Origin of the sequence: Mycobacterium sp. WUMAC-067, assembly GCF_020217485.1 — a bacterium.
Lineage (GTDB): Bacteria > Actinomycetota > Actinomycetes > Mycobacteriales > Mycobacteriaceae > Mycobacterium.
Map to the genome: position 1 here is coordinate 51792 of NZ_JAEKMI010000025.1, position 21151 is coordinate 72942.

Annotated in this window: 20 protein-coding genes; 8 read left to right on the forward strand and 12 right to left on the reverse strand. The window is 67.1% G+C overall.

Annotated elements, in window-relative coordinates:
• Nucleotides 1-15 precede the first annotated feature (15 nt).
• The 4 genes from JF781_RS17965 (at nucleotide 16) to JF781_RS17980 (ending at nucleotide 5034) form a co-directional block, all read left to right on the forward strand.
• Entirely contained in the window at nucleotides 16-1188 is a 1173-nt protein-coding gene (locus tag JF781_RS17965) for an amidohydrolase family protein (protein WP_225328218.1), read from the forward strand.
• Complete coding sequence (locus JF781_RS17970; RefSeq protein WP_225328173.1) at nucleotides 1185-2420, forward strand: Xaa-Pro peptidase family protein; 1236 nt, start codon at nucleotides 1185-1187, stop codon at nucleotides 2418-2420. The genes JF781_RS17965 and JF781_RS17970 overlap by 4 nt, the downstream gene beginning before the upstream one ends.
• Nucleotides 2410-3528 (forward strand): Xaa-Pro peptidase family protein, encoded by a 1119-nt coding sequence (locus JF781_RS17975; RefSeq protein ID WP_225328172.1) that lies wholly within the window; start codon nucleotides 2410-2412, stop codon nucleotides 3526-3528. The genes JF781_RS17970 and JF781_RS17975 overlap by 11 nt, the downstream gene beginning before the upstream one ends.
• Before the next feature lie 141 nt (nucleotides 3529-3669).
• On the forward strand, nucleotides 3670-5034 hold the full coding sequence (locus JF781_RS17980) for an HNH endonuclease signature motif containing protein (RefSeq protein WP_225328171.1): 1365 nt from the start codon (nucleotides 3670-3672) through the stop codon (nucleotides 5032-5034).
• Nucleotides 5035-5036: 2 nt separating this feature from the next.
• Here the strand turns inward: JF781_RS17980 and JF781_RS17985 are convergent, their stop codons facing one another.
• From JF781_RS17985 to JF781_RS18015, 7 genes are all read right to left on the reverse strand, one after another.
• Nucleotides 5037-6296, reverse strand: coding sequence for a hypothetical protein (locus tag JF781_RS17985; protein WP_225328217.1), 1260 nt, complete (start codon nucleotides 6294-6296; stop codon nucleotides 5037-5039).
• Between the two features lie 19 nt (nucleotides 6297-6315).
• On the reverse strand, nucleotides 6316-7077 hold the full coding sequence (locus JF781_RS17990; RefSeq protein WP_225328170.1) for an SDR family NAD(P)-dependent oxidoreductase: 762 nt from the start codon (nucleotides 7075-7077) through the stop codon (nucleotides 6316-6318).
• Nucleotides 7074-9425, reverse strand: coding sequence for a CaiB/BaiF CoA-transferase family protein (locus JF781_RS17995; RefSeq protein ID WP_225328169.1), 2352 nt, complete (start codon nucleotides 9423-9425; stop codon nucleotides 7074-7076). The genes JF781_RS17990 and JF781_RS17995 overlap by 4 nt, the downstream gene beginning before the upstream one ends.
• Before the next feature lie 19 nt (nucleotides 9426-9444).
• Nucleotides 9445-10413 carry an enoyl-CoA hydratase/isomerase family protein gene (locus tag JF781_RS18000; protein ID WP_009952401.1) on the reverse strand — a complete coding sequence of 323 codons (969 nt, stop codon included), beginning with the start codon at nucleotides 10411-10413 and terminating at the stop codon, nucleotides 9445-9447.
• Nucleotides 10414-10447: 34 nt separating this feature from the next.
• A complete protein-coding gene (locus JF781_RS18005) occupies nucleotides 10448-11284 on the reverse strand; it encodes a mycofactocin-coupled SDR family oxidoreductase (protein ID WP_225328216.1) in 837 nt (278 codons plus the stop codon).
• Between the two features lie 8 nt (nucleotides 11285-11292).
• Nucleotides 11293-12498, reverse strand: coding sequence for a cytochrome P450 (locus tag JF781_RS18010; RefSeq protein ID WP_225328168.1), 1206 nt, complete (start codon nucleotides 12496-12498; stop codon nucleotides 11293-11295).
• 250 nt (nucleotides 12499-12748) lie between these two features.
• The gene (locus JF781_RS18015) at nucleotides 12749-13432 is read right to left on the reverse strand and encodes a TetR/AcrR family transcriptional regulator (protein ID WP_225328167.1); all 684 of its coding nucleotides are present in this window, start codon (nucleotides 13430-13432) and stop codon (nucleotides 12749-12751) included.
• A gap of 153 nt (nucleotides 13433-13585) precedes the next feature.
• On the opposite strand from JF781_RS18015, the gene JF781_RS18020 reads away from it, so the two are divergent.
• Nucleotides 13586-14191, forward strand: a complete 606-nt coding sequence (locus JF781_RS18020; RefSeq protein WP_255642030.1) for a preprotein translocase subunit SecD — start codon at nucleotides 13586-13588, stop codon at nucleotides 14189-14191.
• A 71-nt stretch (nucleotides 14192-14262) separates the two neighbouring features.
• On the opposite strand, the gene JF781_RS18025 is transcribed toward JF781_RS18020, so the two are convergent.
• Entirely contained in the window at nucleotides 14263-14691 is a 429-nt protein-coding gene (locus JF781_RS18025) for a nuclear transport factor 2 family protein (RefSeq protein WP_225328166.1), read from the reverse strand.
• 33 nt (nucleotides 14692-14724) lie between these two features.
• The gene (locus JF781_RS18030) at nucleotides 14725-15459 is read right to left on the reverse strand and encodes an SDR family NAD(P)-dependent oxidoreductase (protein ID WP_225328165.1); all 735 of its coding nucleotides are present in this window, start codon (nucleotides 15457-15459) and stop codon (nucleotides 14725-14727) included.
• Nucleotides 15460-15585: 126 nt separating this feature from the next.
• Between JF781_RS18030 and JF781_RS18035 the strand changes: the two genes are divergently transcribed.
• Both JF781_RS18035 and JF781_RS18040 read left to right on the forward strand, forming a co-directional pair.
• Nucleotides 15586-16236, forward strand: coding sequence for a TetR/AcrR family transcriptional regulator (locus JF781_RS18035; RefSeq protein WP_225328164.1), 651 nt, complete (start codon nucleotides 15586-15588; stop codon nucleotides 16234-16236).
• 130 nt (nucleotides 16237-16366) lie between these two features.
• Complete coding sequence (locus JF781_RS18040) at nucleotides 16367-17032, forward strand: class I SAM-dependent methyltransferase (RefSeq protein WP_225328163.1); 666 nt, start codon at nucleotides 16367-16369, stop codon at nucleotides 17030-17032.
• Between the two features lie 22 nt (nucleotides 17033-17054).
• Here JF781_RS18040 and JF781_RS18045 read toward each other — a convergent pair whose 3' ends face one another.
• Complete coding sequence (locus JF781_RS18045) at nucleotides 17055-18656, reverse strand: arylsulfatase (RefSeq protein WP_225328162.1); 1602 nt, start codon at nucleotides 18654-18656, stop codon at nucleotides 17055-17057.
• A 92-nt stretch (nucleotides 18657-18748) separates the two neighbouring features.
• Here JF781_RS18045 and JF781_RS18050 point away from each other — a divergent pair, with 92 nt between their 5' ends.
• Complete coding sequence (locus tag JF781_RS18050; protein ID WP_225328161.1) at nucleotides 18749-19774, forward strand: nitronate monooxygenase family protein; 1026 nt, start codon at nucleotides 18749-18751, stop codon at nucleotides 19772-19774.
• A 4-nt stretch (nucleotides 19775-19778) separates the two neighbouring features.
• Here JF781_RS18050 and JF781_RS18055 read toward each other — a convergent pair whose 3' ends face one another.
• Together JF781_RS18055 and JF781_RS18060 are read right to left on the reverse strand one after the other, a co-directional pair.
• Nucleotides 19779-20600 carry a class I SAM-dependent methyltransferase gene (locus JF781_RS18055; RefSeq protein WP_225328160.1) on the reverse strand — a complete coding sequence of 274 codons (822 nt, stop codon included), beginning with the start codon at nucleotides 20598-20600 and terminating at the stop codon, nucleotides 19779-19781.
• Nucleotides 20597-21067, reverse strand: a complete 471-nt coding sequence (locus JF781_RS18060) for a GbsR/MarR family transcriptional regulator (protein ID WP_225328159.1) — start codon at nucleotides 21065-21067, stop codon at nucleotides 20597-20599. The genes JF781_RS18055 and JF781_RS18060 overlap by 4 nt, the downstream gene beginning before the upstream one ends.
• Nucleotides 21068-21151: the final 84 nt, after the last annotated feature.

Below are 21151 nucleotides of genomic sequence, written 5' to 3' on the forward strand. Positions count from 1 at the left end.
GATGAAGGGACGATGATGTCCAGCCCAGCCCAAACCGTCTATCCCGACGGCGTGATCGGCGCGCCCAAGGACCGTCGCGGTCATGCCGCGGAGTTCAGCACCGGCCTGCCGGCCGGCACCGAGGTCTTCTCCGCCGACAACCACATCTCGGTGGCCGACGACATCTTCTACGAGCGCTTTCCCGAAGATCTCAAGGATCAGGCCCCGCGGATCTGGTACGAGGACGGCGCGTACCTGCTCGGCCCGCCCGGACAGTCGATGGTGGTCGGCGACTTCAGCGCGGTGCTCATGCAGTACGACGATCTCGCCGGGGCGGCCACCAACAACGTCGAGGCCCGGGTTCGTGAGCTCGCCGAAGACGGCGTCGACAGGGAACTGGCCTTCCCGAATGCGGTGCTCGCGCTGTTCCACCATCCCGACCACGCGATCCGCGAGCGGATCTTTCGGGTCTACAACGAGCACATCGCCGACGTTCAGGAACGTTCCGGCGGGCATTGCTATGGCGTCGGATTGATCAACTGGTGGGATCCGGCCGGCGCCCGCCGCACGCTCACCGAGCTGAAGTCGCTGCGGCTGACCACGTTTCTGATGCCGATCAGTCCCGGCAACGACCGCGACGGCCAGCCCATCGATTACTCCAGCACCGCGATGAGCGCGGTGTGGGACGAGATCGAAGAGGCCGGCCTGCCGGTCGCGCACCATATCGGCGAGAGTCAACCCAAGTTCCCCAGCGAGGTCAACAGCGTGGCGGTGGCCATGATGGTCAACATCGACTCGTTTCGAGAGATGTTCTCCAAGTACATCTTCGGCGGCATCCTCGACCGGCATCCGCGGTTGCGGGTCGGCTGGTTCGAGGGCGGTATTGCCTGGGTACCGACGGCGCTGCAGGACGCCGAGCACGTGCTGGCCTCGTATCGGCACATGCTCGCGCACCAGCCCGAGCGCCACATTCGCCATTACTGGGACACGCACATGTACGCCTCGTTCATGGTCGATCCCTTGGGCTTGCGGCAGATCAACGAGATCGGCGTCGACAAGGTGATGTGGTCGTCGGACTACCCGCACAACGAAAGCACTTTCGGCTATTCGGAGCGGTCGCTGGCCGCGGTGGTCGGCGCCGTCGGGCCGGAGGACGCCGTGCGTGTTGTCGGCGGCAACATCAAGAAATTCCTGGGGATCGCCGCATGACGAACTCGGCGACCGCCGTCGACTCGGTGCTCGACATCCCCGACGAGCCGGATTGGGCCCGCATGCGCGCGGAGACCGGAGCGCGGCTGCGGGCGGCGATGGCCGAACACGGTGTCGACGCGCTGATCCTGCTGCTGAACGGCTACGTCGGCTACGCCACGGGCGCCAGCTGGCCGCTGTTGGATGCGGGCCTGTCCCACGTGGAGCGCCCCGTCGCGGTGGTGCTCGCCGATGACGTGTATCCGCACCTGTTCATGCCGTTCCGCAGCGGGGCGTGCGCGGAAGCGCCGGTTCCCGACGACCATCTGCACGGCCCCGCGTACCTCGAATTCGACCACGGGGTCGAGGATTTCGCGCGGCGGCTGGCCGGGATCGTCCCGCCGGGAGCGCGCATCGCCGTCGACGAGCTCACCGGGGCGATGCGGCGGGCGGCGCCCAAGCTCTTCCCGGCGGGCCCACCGACGGATGCGGCCATCGTGGTCGGCGCCGCGCAGTTGGTGAAGACCCGCGACGAATTGTCCTGTCTGCGCAGGGCGGCCCGCATCACCGAACAGGCCATCGTGGACGTGCAGCAGGCGCTCGCGCCGGGCGTCCGCCAGATCGATCTTTCGGCCACGTTCGTGCGTCGCGCGTTCGAGCTGGGCGCCACCACCAACATGCTGGAGGCCATCTGGCAGGTGATGCCGAGCTCCCGGGAAGCCGGGGTATGGACGACGCACGGCGACCTCGCGCTGCCGTTGCTGCCGACGGATCGCGAACTGGCGGCCGGCGACGTGCTGTGGACCGACATCAGCATCACCTACGCCGGATACTGTTCCGACTTCGGGCGAACCTGGGTGGTCGGCGAGCGCCCGACGGCACGACAGCAGGACCAGTTCCGGCAGTGGCGCACTGTCCTCGACGCGGTGCTGGCCGTGACCAAAGCCGGTGCGACGTCCGGTGATTTGGCGCGCGCGGCGATTGGCGCCAACGGTGGCCGCAAACCCTGGCTGCCGCATTTCTATCTGGGGCACGGCATCGGCACCTATCCCGCCGAGGCGCCGATGATCGGCACGGATCTCGGCGCGGAGTTCGACGACAACTTCGTCTTCCCGCCCGGCATGGTGCTGGTCTTGGAACCGGTCATGTGGGAGGACGGCACGGGAGGCTATCGGAGTGAGGAGATCGTGGTAATCACCGAGGACGGCTACGTGCCGATCACCGACTACCCCTACACCCCCTATGACGACTGAAGTTCTGCCCGACCCCGTGGCGTTGCGCTCGGGGCGCCGGGAACGCGCGCTGGCCCAGATGGACGAGCATGGTCTGGACATCCTGGTGCTCGGGCGGCAGGCCAACATTCGTTACGTCACCGGCGCGCCGCAGCTGTGGATCGCCGGGACACGACCGTTCGGTCCGATGTGTGTGCTGGTGCGTGCCACTAAGGACATCTACCTCAACAGCACCGACGATGAGGGGGTCCCGGAGGAGATCGACCACGATCACCTCTACGGGCTGGCCTGGAACCCGATGACGCTCATCGACGTGCTGAAGAAGGTCGACGGCGCAGAGTCGGCGCGGCGGGTCGGAACCGATGCGATCACACCGACTTTCGCCGCGCTGCTGCCCGAGGCATTTCCCCACGCGGAACTCGTCGACGCCGAGCCGGCGATGCGCGCGGCTCGGCGCATCAAGACGCCCGACGAAATCGCCGCGATGGAGGCGGCCCTTCGCGTCGCCGACCACGGACTCGCCACTGCCCTGGGCGAATTGGCGCCCGCGGTGTCGGAGCGGACCCTGGCCGGGGTGATGATGGAGGCGATGGCCGCCGGCGGGGTGAGCACGCCGGCCACCCAGGACGCCGCGTGGGTGACGTCGCGGGAACAGCCGTGGCGCCGCGCTTCTGCGCACGAGATCGGATCGGGCGATCTCGTCGCGTTCGCCGCGGGCGCGTTGGCGGACGGCTACGTCGCGGAAGTGGGACGCACCTGGCCCGCCGGCGACGCCGTCAGCGGCGATGTGCGCGAGCTCTTCTCGCGGTCGAACACGTTGTACGACACGATGCTCGCCGCGTGCCGTCCCGGCGCACCCACCCGCGATCTGCTCGCCGCCTATGAGGCGGTCGGTGAGCCGATACCGCCGATGCCGATCGCGCACGGGCTGGGGCTGGGTTTCGACCCGCCGGTCGTGTCCGAAGCCCTGCTGGCCGCGGGCGAGCACGACCAACTCGAGGCGGGCATGGTGTTGGCGATCACCGGTTATGTGTGGCGGCAGGGCGCCGGCGCGGTGTTCCGCCGCGACACCGTCCACATCACCGAGGAGGGCGTCGATGTGCTGACCACCAGTCCTGCTTGGGGTTAGCCTGGGCGGCGTCGGTCCTTCCCGGCCCCACGGGCGCGATTACGGATACCGGAAACGGATATCGAAATCCCTTGTGTCACTGCGGTTTCAGTGGTCACAATCCGCGGTTTTTTGTCGGTGGCCGTTCCTACACTTTGGGGCATGGGTTCGAGCAGTCGGGATGAGATCGTCGAGGTCTTCGAAGCGCTCGATGCCGACCTGGACCGGTTGTGCGCGTTGTCCTTTGAGGTGTTCACCACCCCGGAACGGTTGCGCACGCTCGAGCGCATCGAACGCGTTGCGCGCCGGCTGCGCGCCCCCCAGCATGAGTTGATCAATCAGCTGCGCGCCCAGGCCACCACGACAGAACTCGGTGGCACCCTGCGTTGTGCGCTGGCCGATCGGTTACGCATCACCAAGTCCGAGGCCGGCCGCCGGGTGGACGAAGCCGCTGATCTCGGGGAACGTCAAGCGTTGACCGGGGAGGTGTTGGCCCCCACCTTGAGCGCCACAGCGGCCGCCCAACGCCAAGGATTGATCGGCGACGGACACGTGCGGGTCATCCGCGGTTTCTTTGCCAACCTGCCGTCCGGGGGCGACCCGTGCATCCACGAGCACGCCGACCAAGATTTGGCGCAGCAGGCCCGCGGCTTTCGCCCCGATGAGTTGCATAAATACGCCCACCGGCTGATGGGCTGGATCAACCCCGACGGCAAACTCAAAGACGGCGAGCGTGCCCGCAAGCGCGGCATCACCGTCGGCGCCCAGCAATACGACGGCATGTCACCCATCCGCGGCTATCTGACCCCCGAGGCGCGCGCCACCTTCGAACCCGTGCTGGCCAAGCTGGGCGCCCCCGGCGCCTGCAATCCTGACGACGACGTTCCGTTCATCGATGAGGTTCCCGATGACGATGCAGTGCGCCGTGACCTGCGTACCCCAGCCCAGCGCAATCACGACGGTCTGCTGGTCGGGCTGCGCACCCTGCTGGCCTCCGGGGAGCTGGGGTGCCACAACGGCCTACCCGTGTCGGTCGTGGTCTCCACCAGCCTGCAGGAGCTCGAAGCCGCGGCAGGTAAAGGTATCACCGGCGGGGGCTCGTTGGTGCCGATGTCGGATCTGATCCGCATGGCCAGCCACGCCCACCACTATTTGGCGATCTTCGACCGCGGCAGGGCTCTGGCGTTACACCACACCAAGCGGCTGGCCTCTCCCGCTCAGCGAATCATGTTGTACGCCAAGGACCGGGGCTGCACGAAACCGGGCTGTGACGCGCCGGCGTATCACAGCCAGGTCCACCACGTGAGCGGCTGGACCACCACGCATCGCACCGACATCGACGACCTCACCCTGGCCTGCGGACCGGATAACCGGCTAGCCGAAAAGGGTTGGACCACCCGCAAAAACGCCCGCGGCGACACCGAATGGCTCCCACCGGCCCACCTCGACCACGGACAACCCCGCACCAACGCCTTCCATCACCCCGAACGATTCCTGAATTACGACGGCGACGACGACCCAGTTTGACGCTAGGGCACCGCGTCATCGAGCAGGTCCCCCACTCGATGACATTCCCACGCGCTGAGCAGGTTCGACAGCATCTGCAGTGGCGCGCGCACGCTTTCGTCGTCCCGGATGCGTGGATCCTTGCGCGTGCCGGGCACGGCGTCGAATCGCTTGCGGATCAGGGCCGGCACGTCCAACAACCAGGCGACCCCCATGGCGGCCGCATAGAGCAGCATGTGCCGACGCAACCGGGACGGGTCGAGACGTGGACCGCCGCAGCGCTCGTATTCCATGACGAAGAGGGTCAGCAGCTCGTCGAGATGCGCGTCCCACATCTCGGTCTCGGCGCCGGACATCGCTCCCCACAGCGCCATGCCCAGATTCATCTGGGCGACGCATCCCCAGTCCATCAGGCCGCAGTGCAACGCGCCGTCGGTGTCGCGCCAGAACCACGCGTTGTCGATGTTGGCGTTCCAGTGGCACAGCGCGACATAGTCGGAGTCGTCGGCCAGTTGGTGCGCGATGGTGTGCTCATGGAGCGCCACGCGGGCTACGTCATCGCGCAGGCGGGCCAGGAATTCCGGCGAGCCGACGTTCGCCGGCAGCAACCCGGGATGGGTGCGCGCGAATTCGGCAAGTTGGTTCACCCGTCGGTCCAGCTGCTCCGCGGACAACGCCGCCCGCTCCCCGACCGTCGCGGCCCGCACGTCCAACGGAAAGTGAGCGGTCAATTCCGCGGGCAGCCGGCCGGAGCGATGCGTGCCGGCCAGGCGCGCGAGCGCGGTCAGCAGCGCGCGGTAGTGCTCGAGGGGTTCGGGCATTTCGTAGTCGAGGCACTTGTGGTACTGGCGCTCGATACCGTTGCCACCGAAGGTGATCCGCTCGGTGATCAGTAGGCCGGTGCCGGTTTGACCGTGGTAATCGGCGAACTGCGCGCAGGGTATGGCGATGGGGAATTCGGGGGCGCGCGACAGCGAGGCGAAGCGGACTTCGGGTTCCATCTGTGTCTTTCCGCGATCGCGCACCGGATTGTCGAAATCGCGGGAGAACTTGACGAACAGGTCGGTGTGCAGATCGGGTGCGGGACGGTCGTATTCGACCGACAACACCACTTTCCGTCCGGTGCTGCCGCCGTCGATCTCGCGGTAGTCGCCGATGTGGACAACGCTGTTGTCGTCGAGTGTCCCGGCCGCCCGAAAGGCCTTCGTGAGGAACGAAGCTCCACCGCTGAGCAGGGTCGCGGGGTCCGCCGGGATCGGCAATCCATACTGATCACCGATCACCCAGTGCGAACTCACAGCACTACCAGGTCTGTTCGGCGGCGCGCACCAGCATGTGGTTGACCGCCACCCGTCGGTCGCGGGTGACCATGAACAGGACCGCGTCGGCGATGTCCTCGGGCCGCAGCATGACCATGCCCGACGTCTGCTTTTCGAAGGCCTCCCGCGAGGATTCGGCCAGATGGCTGAAGATCTCGGTATCCACCGTTCCCGGGCCCACCACGCCGACGCGCACCCGCTTGCCGAGCACCTCTTGGCGGATGCCTTCGCTGAACGCGTTGACCCCGAACTTGGTCAGCGAATACACGGCGGTATTCGGCCGGGCCACCCACCCGGCGGTGGAACTGATGGTCACCAGGTCCGCCACGCCGCGGGGCGAGTCGGCGGCGGCGTCGATCAGGTGCGGTAGCGCCGCGCGCGTCGCGTAGAGGACACCCTGCACGTTGACGGCCACCATGTTGTCCCAATCCTGCAGCGAGGCTTCGGTCGCGGGCGCCGACTGCATTAGGCCGGCGTTGTTCACCAAGGTGTCGAGGCGCCCGAACTCAGCGATGGTGCGCTGCACGGCGGCCGCGACCTGCTCGGCGTCGGTGACGTCGGCGGCGACGACGAGCGCTGTGCCGCCGGAGGATTCGATCTCGGCCTTCAGCTCCGCCAGTCGGTCGCCGCGGCGCGCGAGAAGGGCCACCGCCGCGCCCTCGGCGGCCAGCGCTTTGGCCGTCGCCGCTCCGATGCCACTACTGGCGCCGGTCACCAGGGCCGCGGTCTGCGCCAAGATTGTCATGATCCGCCCGTCGGTTGCGTGCCCAATATTTCCTGCAGAACGTAATCCGTGTCCTCGCCCAGGTCGGGCGCGCCGCGCGCAATCCGCGCGGGGTTGCGCGCCATCCGCCAGGACGGTCCGAGCACGGGCCGCTGGCCTTCGCGATGGTCCGAAACGAAACGATACAGCTCGCGGTCCCAGAGTTGTTGGTCGGCAATCACATCCATGGCGGTGGCGCTCTTGGTGGCCGGCACTCCCGCCGTTCGTAGCCGATGAGCGAGTTCCTCGGCGTCGAGGCCGCGGGTCAGCGACGCGAGATCGGCGTCGAGGGGTTCGACGTGCCGGCGTCGGTCCTCTGACGTGGCGTAGCGGGGGTCGCCGGCCAGCGAGGCGGCACCGAGCACGCCGCACAACCGCCGCCATTCGGTGTCGTTGGAGACGGCCACGCTGACCCAAGAGCCATCCGCGCACGGGTAGCAGCCGTGCGGGCACATGTCGGGGTGGTGGTTTCCGTCGGCGCCGAGTCGTCGCCCGGTGAGGCTGTGTTCGAGCAGGCTATCCCCGATCATCGAGGAGAGGGTTTCGACGGCCGACACGTCGACGAATTGCCCTGCGCCGCTGAGCTCGCGGTGCAGCAGGGCCACCACGGCGGCGTATGCGGCCGCCGCGCCGACGGTGGAATCCCCGTAGCGCATGCTGGTTCCGAGCGGGGGCCCGCCGGCGTAGCCGACGAGCGGCGCGAGGCCGGCCAGGGCGGCGAAGCAGGGCGCGTAGCCGGTCTGATGTCCCAGCGGCCCGTCGTTGCCCCACATCTTGATCGACACCGAGATGATGTCGGGTTTGATATCGGTGAGCCGGTCGTACCCGAGGCCTTGGCGCTCCATCGCGCCCGGCCGCAGGTTGTTGATGACGATGTCGCTGCGGGCGATCAGGTCCCGCAGTTGCGCCATGCCCTCGGCGGACTTGATGTCGATGTCGACGCTCAAGATCTCGGGGTTGATGCTGAGGAAGAACGGCGCGTGGTTGATGTCGGTGCCGCCGTAGGCCCGCATCTCCTCGGGCAGCGCCGAGGTTTCGACCTTGATCACCTCGGCGCCCAACAGCGCCAGCAGCTTGCCCGCGTACGGGCCGGCCCACACCTTGGTGAGTTCGACGACGCGCACGCCCTCCAGCGGGCCACCGCGCGGTGCCTTGGGTGGCTTCAACTGCGCCGAATGCACCGCCGGTGAAGCGTGTGGAGTGTCGACGAGGTCCGGGATCGACGCGGTGTGCTGGCCGAGGGCGGGTGCCGCAGAGGCGATTTCAGCGGGGGACGCGCTGAACAGGTACGGCACCGTGGGGTATGCCGCGTCGCCGAGCACGGGGTGGCTCACGTCGGAAAAGAAGCCGCGGTGACGGTACTGGGGTGAGCGGTGCAGGTCGGCGGCCTCGTTGACCGGCACCAGCGGCACGCCCAGGCGCTGAGCCTCGTCGGCCGCCGTCTCCTTGGACAGGTCGCGGACCCATGCCGCGAATCCCCGCTGGAACGCGGCGACCTTGTCCGGGGTGACGGAGAACTCCAGCCAGTCGTCGTCGAAGTCGTCGAGCCAAATCGGGCGGCCCATCAGCTCCTTGACGCCGAGCCAGTGGGCGCGGCTGGTCAGGTACAGATAGACAAAGCCGTCGGCACAGGCGAAGAACGACGCCGGGCCCTGCTGGTCGTAGTCGTCGCGGGTGCCGAGGGCGGGGACTTCGCCGGTGACCAGGCGTCCGAGAACGCAATCGGCCCGCGAGACCAGCACCGCCTGCTGCGAGACGTCGATGGTCTCGCCCCGGCCCGAGTGCAGGCGCCCGAACAACGCGGCCGCGACGCACAGCGCCGCCTCCAGCCCCGCCTCGTAGTCGGGCAGGAATCGGCCCGGCCCCCGCAGCGGCGGCCTGGTCGGGTCCGGATGGCTGGGAGTGTGATATCCCCAGCCGCTGGCGTGGAACACGTTGATGCTCTTCGCATTCGCGTACTCGGCCGGGGCGTCACGGCCGAACGGCGTGATGGAGCAGCACACTGCGCTCGGGTGCCGCAGCGCCCAATCAATGTCGCCGTCGTCGATGACCGCGTCGGCGCCGCCGATGAGTCGATCCAGACGCTCGGCGCCTGTTCGCGAGGCGGTGTCGAGAACGACGGAACGTTTGTTGGTGTTGAGGTAGGCGAACAATGCGCCGCCCTCAACGCCGTCGCCGAGACGGGGCGCCATGGCCCGCGTCGGGCTGCCGCGTCCCGGCGCTTCGACCTTGATCACCTCGGCGCCGAAGTCGGCCAGCAACTTTCCGCAGTACTCCCCCGCGACCGACCCCGCCAGTTCGACGACCCTGAAGGCCGTCAGCGCCGACATGTGCGCCCTCGCAAGGCGGTCAGGGCTTCGCGCGACCGGAGCGGCTCAGTCGCCACTCCGGTGGGAAGTTCATGTCGTTGTCCTTGACGACGTTGTTGAGGCCCTTCTCGAAGGTGCCCGCGGTCAGGTCGACCTCTTGCGCGTCATTGGCGATCATCGGCAGCATGCCCTCGACCATGCCGGTCAGCAGGCTGCCGAAGTACTCGCCCTTGTGCTGCTTGTAGAGCTCCAGGAAGGTCTTCTGCACGGCCACGGTGTCGGTCGGGCGGGCCTTCGAGCACGCCAGCGCGTACTTGAGGGTCTCGTCTTCCAGCTTGTCGCGGGGCACCACGCTGTTGACGAAGCCGCAGTCGTACATCTCCTTGGCGCTGAACGGCCTTCCGGTGAACAGCATTTCGGAGAACTTGCGCAGGCCCATCGTCTCGGCCCACCACCACAGCCGTGGGCCCCAGCCCACGTAGCGGAACGCCGGGTGGCCGAACAGGGCGTCGTCGGAGGAGATCACCAGGTCGGCGTCGCCGGCCTGGTAGAAGTGCCACCCGTAGCAGTAGCCCTTGGCCTCGATGATGCTGATCTTCCGAAGTTCTTGCAGCGGACGGTTTCCCGCGCGCGCCTTGGCGTAGAAGTCGGTGACCGTGGACAGGTAGCGGTAGGAGCCGCCGGGCGGGTACTTGACGTCGTCGTCGTTGATCGCGAGTTCGTGCAACAGGGGCATGCCCGGGTTCTCCAGCATCCCGCGCTGTTCGGGCAGGTCTCCGCCGCTACCAAAATCCTCACCCTCGCCGCGGATCACGACGACCTTGACGTCGTCGTCGACGTTGCACTTGTGGATCAGATCGGCGTAGTTCTGCCGCATCCCCAGGGTGGTGGAGTTCTGCGCGTCGGGGCGGTCGAAGGTGATGTAGGCGATGCGGTTCTTCTTATCCTTTTCGAACTTGATGTACTGCTCGGCTTCCTTCTTCATTTCTTCGTAGTCGTACTCGGGCATAGTCTTCTTCTTTCAGTTGAATTTTTGTTAATGCTTACTTGAGCAGAGCACCCGCGTCGACGGGTAGCGAAACGCCTGTGATGTAACGCGATTCGTCAGAGGCAAGGAACAGGACGGCATTGCTGATGTCGACGGCTTCCACCCAGGGCACCGGCAACATGTGCATCATCTGCGAGAACGGCGCGAAATCGTCCGGCCCGGGATTTTCCAGGTCCGGCCGGAACAACCGGAACGTCACCTCGTTGATCGTCATCGGGGTGTTGACCTGGCTCGGGTGCACCGAGTTGACCCGAATGTTGTGCTCGCCCAGCTCGACGGCGAACGCCCGCATCAGCCCCAGAACTCCATGCTTTGCGGCAATGTAGTGGCCGGTGTGCGCCATGGCCTTGTGCGATCCGACGGAACCGGTCAACACGATGGAGCCGCCCCGGCCCCCAGAGATAATATGTGGCACACCGGCTTTCACCGTGTGCCACACGCCGGAGAGGTTCACGTCGATCATGTCGTGCCAGATGTTCTCGCGGATCTTGTGTAGCTTGTTGCCGAAGGTGCCGATGCCGGCGTTGGCGACGATGATGTCGAGGCGGCCGAGCTGTTCCACCCCGCTGTCCACGGCGGCCTTCAGCGCGTCGTAGTCGCGGACGTCGACCTGAGCGGTCACGATGCGGCGGTCGAGAGCCTTGACCAGATCGACGGTTTCGTCGAGGTCTTCCGGCGTCGAGTGCGGATAGGCCAGGTTCTCGATCGGCCCGCAGACGTCGATGGCGATGATGTCGGCGCCTTCCTGCGCCAGACGCACGGCGTGGCTGCGGCCCTGACCGCGGGCGGCGCCGCTGATGAAGGCGACCTTCCCTTCTACCCGCCCATTCACCCGAGTTGTCATCGTGACACCAGCGCCGGCATGCACTCCCAGCCCCGCACCGTGGACGTGGGGCTGAGTGTGGCTTTGCTCAGGTCGACCTCCCATTCGGGGAAACGCTTGAGAATCTCCTCTAGGGCGACGCGGCCCTCCAGGCGCGCCAGCGCCGAGCCCAGGCAGAAGTGCGTGCCCATGCTGAACGTGAGGTGCGGACGGACCGCGCGATGAATGTTGAATTCGCCCGCGTCGGGCCCGAACTGGGCCTCGTCGCGGCACGCCGATCCGATGAGCATCATCATCACGCTGCCCTCGGGCACCGTCTGGTCGTGCACGGTGACGTCGCGGGTCACGTACCGGGACACGTGCGGCGCCGGCGGTTCGTAGCGCAACAGCTCCTCGATGGCCTGCGGGACGAGCGCGGGATTCTGGACGAGGTCGCGGCGCTGATCGGGGTGCTCGGCGAGAACCTTTCCGGACCAACCGATCAGCCGTGTGGTGGTTTCATTGCCCGCCCCGGCGACGACGTTGAGGTAGACGAGGATCTCTTCGCGACTGAGGTGCCGGCTCGTGCCGGATTCGTCGACGAACTCGACGTTGAGAAGTTCGGTCATGATGTCGTCGGACGGATGCTCCGCGCGCCAGTCGATGTACGCCTCGAACTGCTCACCCACGGACAGGCCGTGCTGGGCCGCGTCCATGGGCTTGCCAGCCTCCGTACGCAGCTGCGCGTTGCCCCGGTCGCGGATGTACTCCTGGTCGTCTTCGGGGATGCCGAGCAACATGCTGATGACCTTCATCGGCATCTGCGCGCCCAGGTCGGTGACGAAGTCGAAGTGCCCCGAGCCCACCAGCGGGTCCAGGAGTTGGGCGCAGAAGTCGCGGATCATCGGCTCGAGCGCGGCGATCCTGCGCGGGGTGAACATCCGCGACAGCAGTTTGCGGTGCACGTCGTGGATCGGCGGGTCTTCGAAGATCAACATGCCCGACGGGATTTCGAGGTTGGCCTTGATCAGCTCGAGGATCGCGCCGCGCGCGGAGCTGTACGTCTCGTGGTCGACGAGCGCCTTGCTGACGTCGGCGTAGCGGCTCACCGCATAGAAGTCGAATTCGGCGTTGTAGTACAGCGGCGCCTCTTCGCGCAACCGCGCGAACATCGGGTAGGGGTCGGCGATCAGCCCGACGTCGTATGGATCGAAACGAACATGGCTGTCGGTGCTCGCCGTCACGAAACCCCTCCTACCGCTGCAGTTTTGGATATCCGGATTACCAGCGCCGGGGCCCGCGCTGCCAGCGTTACGGTGCTGGATTCGGTCCGGGGCAATTTACACACTCCGCTTAATTGCGTCGCTCTGGCGTGTGCACAAGTTCGGCTCAAAACGGCGCATGAACGTGGACTCACTCTATTGTCGTAGAGAACCATACTGCGGGTGCTCTGGCAAGGGTAAGAGCCCCGCGCGCCGGATCCGGCCGGGGCTCTCATTGCGACCCCGCCGCCCCGCCGCGCAGCAGCTGCAGGCCGCCCGCCTGGGTGAGCCGCCCCTTGTCCGAACTCCTCAATATCCCGGCCGCGATCGCCGACAAGACCCCATCGAGCTGTTCGGCGCTGTCGACGATCCGGTCGCCATGGGCAAACCGCTGCAGCAGGCCGTTGATGAACGTCAACGTGACGTTGCTCAGATCCTCGACGACGGCCGGATCCAGCTCCGCGCCATGCGGCATGAGCTGCACGAGGATTTCCCGATGCAGCTTGGTGAACTCGTCGGTGGCCTGCTGCAGGATCGCGGCCAGCGCGGGATCGCGGGTGGCCTGCATGGTCAGCTCATATCGCGCCCGGGTCCGGTACAGCTGCGGATCGCTGCCAGCCTGGATGACGACCTGCGACAACCGCGAGGGTGTGGGAGCCTCACCGCCGGCCTCGGAACTGTCCGCGATCGCCTGCAGTTCGGCGAGGTCGAGCTCGGCCGAACGCTCCGCGACGGCCCGCAGCAACGCCGAGCGGGTGCGGAAATAGAACGACGTCGTGCCGTCCGGCACGCCCGCCTTGCGATCCACCTTCAAATGGCTCAACCCCTTGGCCCCGTCATCGGCCAACAATCGAATCGCCGCATCGCATAAATCGCGGCGGCGCTCGGCGGGATTAGGCTTTCGTCGTTTATCCATAGCCATTCAGGATCGAGACACTACTCTATATTCGTAGTGTCAGTAAAGGATGGCACATCTCCCCCTCGGCGGCACCGCGCCCGCTTGGCACCAAAGAAACTGCGGTGCAAGAGTTCCGAGGATCCTCCGGATACGTGAGTAGAGTGTGTTTCGATGTGTCCCCGTCGAGTTCGCGTGCGCAACGCCGTCGCCTGGCTTGGGTCCATCGGTCTACTTGCGGCGCTGACGTGTGGCTGCCACTCGGCGCACAAGCCCGCGCCGTCCAGCCCGCCGACCACCAACGCGCCCACCACTTCTGCCGCGCCGCCGGCGCCGCCGCCGATCGTGAAGATTGCGCCGCTGCCCGTTCGGCCGGTGACAAAGTCACATCCGACGACGCCCGCCACCAAGTGCCCGGACATGGGTCCGAACGTCCCCGTCGCCCCGACCGACGCCCTCAACACCTGCGACATCGGCCGGGCCAACGTGTACGCGCTGGGTCCGGAAACCATGCAGCTCGGGCTGATCCACGTGGACCCGCCCAAGGCCCTGACGGCAGATTTTTACGAGGTGACCCTGGTGCTCGACCCGCCGTCGGCGGCGGCGTGGGCGTCGTTCACCGCCGAGCATCTCAAAGACCATGTGGCCTTCATCCGGGACAACCTGGTGCTGGAAGCGCCGATCATCGAGGAACAGGTCACCTCCGGACGGATCGTGCTGACCACCCAAACAGCCGAGGGGGCAGCACAATTGGCCCAGCTGGCGGGTCGTCCCGCGTGACGGCGGGAATTCCTAACTGGGCCGTCGAGCCGGGCTGCTGTCTTGCGTGCTCCACCGTCGACGGCACGCCATCAAGTTTCGTCGTTCGTGCGTAGTTCCCAGGGCTGCATGCCAAGCAGACCGGCAAGGCGCCGCTGCATCTGCACGCCGGACGGAAGCGGGCGCCACCATATGGTCACCTCGGCGATCTTGCCGTCCTCGTCGAGCAGGATGTAGTCCATCCCGTCGACCACGGTGTCTTCGACCTGCAGCCGGAAGTACGCGGCGTGGTGCGTCTGGCCGCTGAGGACTTCCTGGTAGGCGAGATCGGTCGCCACCGTGCCGACCCCTTGCATGGCGCCCAGGACGGCCTCCCGGCCGGTGAGTGGGTCATCGCCGAGCGGGCCGTAGAGCACCGCGTCCTCGGCGAGGAGTCCGGAAAGTGCGTCTTTGTCTGCGCCGCCGTGCATGCAGTCGACGAAGGCCTGCACCGTGCCGCGGTGCGGGGTGAACGTGGTCATGGTTACTCCTGTGTGGTTGTGGTCGTCGCTCACTCAGATCACCGTGGTGCCGCCGTCGACCACCAGCTCCATGCCGTTGACATAGCTCGAGTCGTCGGAGGCGAGGAACAACGCGGCCGACGCAATTTCCGTGGGGCGGCCCATCTCTCGCCGCGGGATCACGGACTGGAACTGGGCCTTCATCTCCTCGTCCATCACCTCATCCAACATCGGCGAGGCGACCTGGCCGGGAGTCAGCACGTTCACCCGGATCTTCCTGTCCCTCAACTCGGCCACCCACACCCGCGCGTAGGCGGGCAGCACGGCCTTGCTTCCCGCGTACACACTCCAATTCGGGTAGCCGCGCAGCGATGCGTTCGATCCGGTCATGAAGATCGAGCCGCCGTCGTTGAACAGCGGCAGCGCCTTCTGCACGGTGAACAGCGTGCCGCGCGCGTTCAGCCAGAAGGCGTCATGGAAGTCCGCCTCGGTGATCTCGCCGAGCCTGTTCTGCTTGCCTATCCCGGCGCTTGCCCACAACGCGTCGATCGCGCCTTTCTCCCGCCTGACCGTGTCGAACAAGCGGTCCAAATCGTCGAGTTCGGCCGAATCACCTTGCACGCCGGTCACATTCCGCCCGATCTGTTCGACGGCCTCGTCCAGGGCGTCCTTCCGTCGGCCCGTGATGAAGACGTGAGCCCCCTCGTCGGCGAACAACTTGGCGCCGGCCAGGGCCATGCCACTTGTCGCGCCGGTGATCACTGCGACCTTTCCATCGAGCTTTCCCACGATTACTCCATCCGGTTCGTAGCGCCGATGTTATATACACCGAACTGTGTGCTTAACGTATCGGAGAGACATCTGTAATGCAAGCTATGCACACCGATCCGTACCCAACTGGGCTAGGCTGGCTCTATGACCGAGTTGGAGAAGGGGCCGCGAGGGCTGCGCCGCGGCAGGGGCGCACGCGAGCGCATCCTGGGCGCTTCACGACAACTGTTCCGCGATCAAGGCATCAACAGCACCGGCCTTGACCAGCTCTGCGCGGTGGCCCAAGTGTCCAAGCGCACGTTCTACCAGCACTTCACCGGCAAGGATGAGCTGATCGCCGAACACCTCCGCCGATTCGATCCCGACATCCTGCCCGAGGTCTTCGACCGCACCGACCTCACGCCGCGTGAACGGCTCCTCGCCGCATTCGACATTCACGGGCCCCTGTGCCCGTTCATCGCGGCGGCCGTCGAGATTCGCGACCCGGGCCACCCGGCACGCGTCCACGCCCGCGACTACAAGAAGGCTTTTGCCGCTCGCCTCGCCGAAACCGCGCGCGAAGCCGGCGCCACCGACCCCGAACAGCTCGGCGAACAACTCGCGCTGCTCCTGGATGGCGCCTCGGCGCGCAACCGAGTCCTCAACACCGAATCCTTCGCCACCGCCGGCGCCATCGCCGCCGTCCTCATCGACAACGCCATCCCCACAGCAGCGGAACCGCCCGGCGCAGGCGGGAACCGGTCAACCGGGACGAGGCCGCGTGCCGGCTCCGACGGCGAGCTCAGCCGAAATTGACGACGAGGGAGAAGTTGAAATCCTCCAAGCCATTCCGGCCCACGCCTCCTGATAGCAGGTCCCCGAAGAAAGTATTGAACGCCCCAAGCCCCGACACCGCCGACCTCGACTCCGCGGTTAGAGTCAACGCATGGGGCAGGTAACGGACCGCTGGCGTGCCGCTCGGGTGGCATCGGCGTTGTACAACACGGCCGCGATGCATGACGGCGTCGCTACGGTGGGCGCAAAAGTGTTGTGGGGGTTGGTGTTCCATGACCTCCTGGAAGGGGTTCAGCGGGTCGGCGATGCTCCCGATGGCGCCCATATCCTTGACATCCCGTGCGGTGGAGGCTTCGCGTTTCGCGGTTTGCGCCGCGGGCAGGATTGCCGCTACGTGGCCGCGGACATTTCGTCGGACATGCTGAGGCGGGCGCGCGGCCGGGCGACCCAGTTGGGCGTGGTCGGCCTGATGGAATTCAGCGAGGCCGATATCACAGATTTGCCCTTCCAGGACAACACGTTTGACCTGGTTTTGACGTTCAACGGGCTGCATTGCCTTCCTGATCCGCAGGCTGCGGTGGTCGAGCTCGCCCGCGTGCTCAAGCCGGGTGGGATTCTGCGCGGGAGCACGTGTGTCCGGGGTCGCGGCTGGCGCCAAGATCGCTTTGTGACGGCGTTGCAGGCGGCCGGCTTTTTCGGGAATACGCCCCAGGCCGGTGACGTGCAGCGCTGGCTCGACGACGCGGGACTCGACGTCGTGGTCGCGCGGCACAGTGGTTCAGTCGAGCTATTTGAGGCCCACCGACCCGGCACGTGATCGAGAAGCGGTGAACCGGTAGCTAGAGCTCGGTCTCGAAGACGGAGACGGGTTCGAGGATCACGCCGGTTTCTTCGACGTAGCGATCCCACAGCGCCACCAGCTCGGCGAGCTTGTCGGGATGCGACGCGGCCAGGTCGTCGACTTCACCGGGATCGGAAGCCAGATCGTAGAGCTGCCAACTGCCCGGACCGTACGGGGCCGGCAGGTGCAGCGCCTTCCAGTCCCCCTGCCGGATGGCGCGGCGGCCGAACAGCTCCCAGCCGGTCCCGGTGTCCGCGTCGTGCACGGTCTCCGCGGCGCCGGTCAGGTACTCCACCAGTGAGCGGCCGCGCATGGGGGCGACCTCGCGGCCGCGGTAGGACGTGCCCGGGTGTGCGGCGCCGGCCAGCTCCAACAACGTCGGTGCGATGTCCATGACGGTGCTGAACGCGGTGCCGATCTGCTGTTGCCGGGCGAAGCCCGGCCAGGTGATGAAGCCCGTCACGCGGATCCCGCCCTGGGTGGTGAACGCCTTGTGCAGACGCGACGGCGCGGTGGCCGCCTGCGCCCAGCGCGGCCCGTACCAGATGAAGGACGTGGGCCGGCCGAGGTTGTCGAGGCTGTTGTCGCAATTCTTTTCGATCTGCGCGGCGATTTCCGCGCCGCGCAGCGGCATCGCCTCCACGATCGCGCCCTCGGCGCCGTTGTCGGACAGGAAGATGACCACGGTGTCGTCGAGTTCGCCGCTGGCCGACAGGTAGTCGATCACCCGGCCGACGTTGTGGTCCATCCGGTCCACCATCCCGGCGTAGACCTCCATGCTGCGGGCCGAGCGCGCGCGCTGCTCGTCGGTCATGTCGGCCCATTCCGGGGCGCCGTCGGCCACCACCGGGTGCGCGACGACGTCGGGCGGGCACAGGCCGAGCCGCTTGAGGGCGGCCAGTCGCTCCTCGCGCAGCGCGTCCGGTCCCTGGTCGTAGCGTCCGCGGTACTTGGCGACGGATTCGTCGGGCGCCTGCAACGGCCAGTGCGGCGCTTGGAACGGCAGATAGGCGAAGAACGGGCGGTCGTCCTCGGGTGCGCGCTCATCCAGGTAGCGCAGCAACGTGTCGGTGTAGGAGTCCGACGAGTAGAAGTCGTCCCCGACGGTGACGAATTGGTCGTCCTCGGTGTAAAGCGTTGGCACCGGCGAAAACCCACGCGCGCCCGCTCCCCCGTAGTGGCTGGCTCCGGCGGGCAGCAGCGCGAAAGATCGCTCGAAACCGCGCGCCCACGGCGACCTGTCGATCGTGGCGCCCAGATGCCATTTGCCCGACATCAGCGTCAGATACCCGGCGTCGCGCAGGAGTTCGGGCAACGCGACGACCCGATCGTTCAGGTAGCCCTCGTAGCCGGGCGCTCCGCGAAATCCCGGGGACGCCACCTCGAGCATCGTGCCGATGCCGGCGATGTGGTGGTCGGTCCCGGTCAACAGCATCGCCCGGGTCGGCGAGCACGCCGGCGCCGAATGGAAATCGGTGAGCCGGATCCCGGAGTAGGCGAGCCGATCGAGGTTGGGCGTTTCGATCTCGCCGCCGAAGGCGCCGATGTCGGAAAACCCGAGGTCGTCTGCGACGATCACGAGGAAATTGGGGCGTTTCACGCTCAAGCATCCTGCCAGGTCGGTGGTCACGGCGGAACGCTGGCGCACCGCCGCAGCGCCGCAGCGCCGATCGCGGCCGATATTGTCTACGCATGGAGATGTTGGCGCAGTTCGGGATGTCCATTCCGCTGGTTGCGGCCCCGATGTCGGGGGGCCCGACCACGCCGGCCATGGTGTCGGCCGCCACCCGCGCGGGGGCCCTGGGCGTGCTGGCCGCCGGCTACAAGACCGTCGAGGCCGTCGAAGCCGAGATCAAAGCCGTTCGCGCCGAAGGGATCCCGTTCGGCGTCAACGTGTTCGCACCGAACCCGTTGCCGGTCGACGCGCAGCGCTACCGGGCCTACGCCGCGATGATTGCGGCCGACGCCGACCAGTTCGGCCTGACGCTGCCGTCCGAGCCCATCGAGGACAACGACAGGTTCGACGAGAAGATCGAGCTGCTGCTCGACGATCCGGTTCCGATGGTGTCGTTCACGTTCGGGATTCCGCCGCGCGACGTGATCGCGGCGTTGCAGCGGGCCAAGAGCGTGGTGGTCCAGACGGTCACGACGGCCGAGGAGGCGGCGCAGGCGCACGCCGCCGGGGTCGACATGCTCGTCGTGCAGGCGGCGGACGCCGGCGGGCATTCCGGCACCCTGGCGCCGTTGCGACCGTTGACGCCCGTCGGGATCGTCGATCTCGTCACGCAGGTCGCGGCGACGGTTCCCCTGCCGGTGCTGGCCACCGGCGGGCTCGCCACGCCGGCCGCGGTGGCCGAGGTGATCCGGGCGGGCGCGGCCGCGGCCGCCGTCGGGACCGCGCTGCTGCGCGCCACCGAGAGCGGCGCGTCGGCCACTCATCAGGCGGCACTTGCCGATCCCGCGTACACGGAGACGGTGCTGACCCGGGCCTTCACCGGCCGACCGGCGCGAGGCCTGCGCAACGCGTTCATCGACGCCCACGAAGCCGAGGCGCCCCCGGGTTATCCCGCCATCCACCACCTGACCAGCCCGCTGCGCAAGGCAGCCGCGGCGGCGGGCAGGCCCGAGTACGTACACCTGTGGGCGGGCACCGGTTTTCGGCACGCGACCGCCGAGCCCGCGACCGACATTCTGCGCCGGCTGGCATCGGACCTGTGACGGTTCAGTATTCGAAGCGGTTGAGTACGTCGTAGCCGCGCCCGCCCATCACCCACGTGGCGTGGTAGATCAACCGCACCGCGGCCGACGGGATGTGCTTGTAGCCGGCCAGCGCGGGGGTCTGCTCGAGGAACCGCAGCCGGGGATGCCAGGCCGCCAGCTGGCGCGCGTCCCGGATGCCCCAGGCGATGATGCCCCTGGTGAAGACCTTGGACAGCAGCGGGGCCAGGGCCGAGAGCGTATCGAAATGCATTTCGCCGCCGGGGAATCGGTCGATCAGACGCTGCAGCAGCCGCCGGACTTCCTCTTCGCGCAGATACATCAGCAGGCCCTCGGCCACCACCAGGGTGGGACGCCCGGCGGGAACTAGGTCCAGCCACCGCAGCTCGGTCACCGACGAGCCGATCATCCGGTAGCGCTCGGTGTCGTCGTAGAGCTGCCGCCGCAGGCCGATGACGCTGGGCTGATCGACGTCGAACCAGGAAACCGACGGCGGTAGGTCAAGGCGGAAGGCTCTGCCGTCAAGGCCGCAACCCAGGTGCAGGACAACGGCGTCGGGATGATGGGACAGGTAATCGGCGCACCAGTCGTCGAACTTCTTGGCGCGCAAGCCGACCAGGTATTGGTTCGAGGCGGGCATCGTGCTCCGGCGCATGCGCTTGAAGTCATAGCCGATCCGGTCCACCGCCTCGGCCGCTACGCGGTCCCCCAAAATCGGTCGCTTCGAACGGCTTTCGCACGCGCGCAGATACAACGTGACAAGGTTCGTCCATTCCACCGAACCCCAGGCGACCGAGCTGAAGTTGACTTTGTCCGGTGCGGTCATCGCTGTCTCCTGTTCGCGCGGTATTCCGTCCACATTTCCATGAGCTGGTCGCGGTAGGCCTGGGTGCAGAACTCGCAGAAATCGCGGAAGTCCTCGATGCGCCGGCGCTGTTCGGCGCGGTCCTCGCCGAGCACGGACAGCGCGAAGTCGGCGGGCTCGATGCCCAGCCGCATCAGCGACAGCTGGGTTTCCAGCACGCTGGTGAACCCGCCCGGCCTGACCCGGTAGAGGTGCTGCCGGTTCGGGCTCGGCAACCGCTCCACCATGCCGCCTTCCAGCAGCTGGCGGGCGACGGTGCTGGTCGACGCCTTGCTCACGGACAGCGCGGCGGCCAGCGCGGTCAGCGACTGCTGCGGCGGATCGCAGATCAGCAGCCACCCGTAGAGCCGACCCATGGTGCGGGAGGCGCCCAGCAGCTCGAAGAACAGTCCGAGGCGGTCGACGAACTCGGCCTCTTCCGGCGACATACGCCTCCATCAGTTCGTTCAGTACATACTAAACGTAACTTACACCAAGCCGTCGGCGCAGGGAACCTCGCCGGAGGTCAAGGG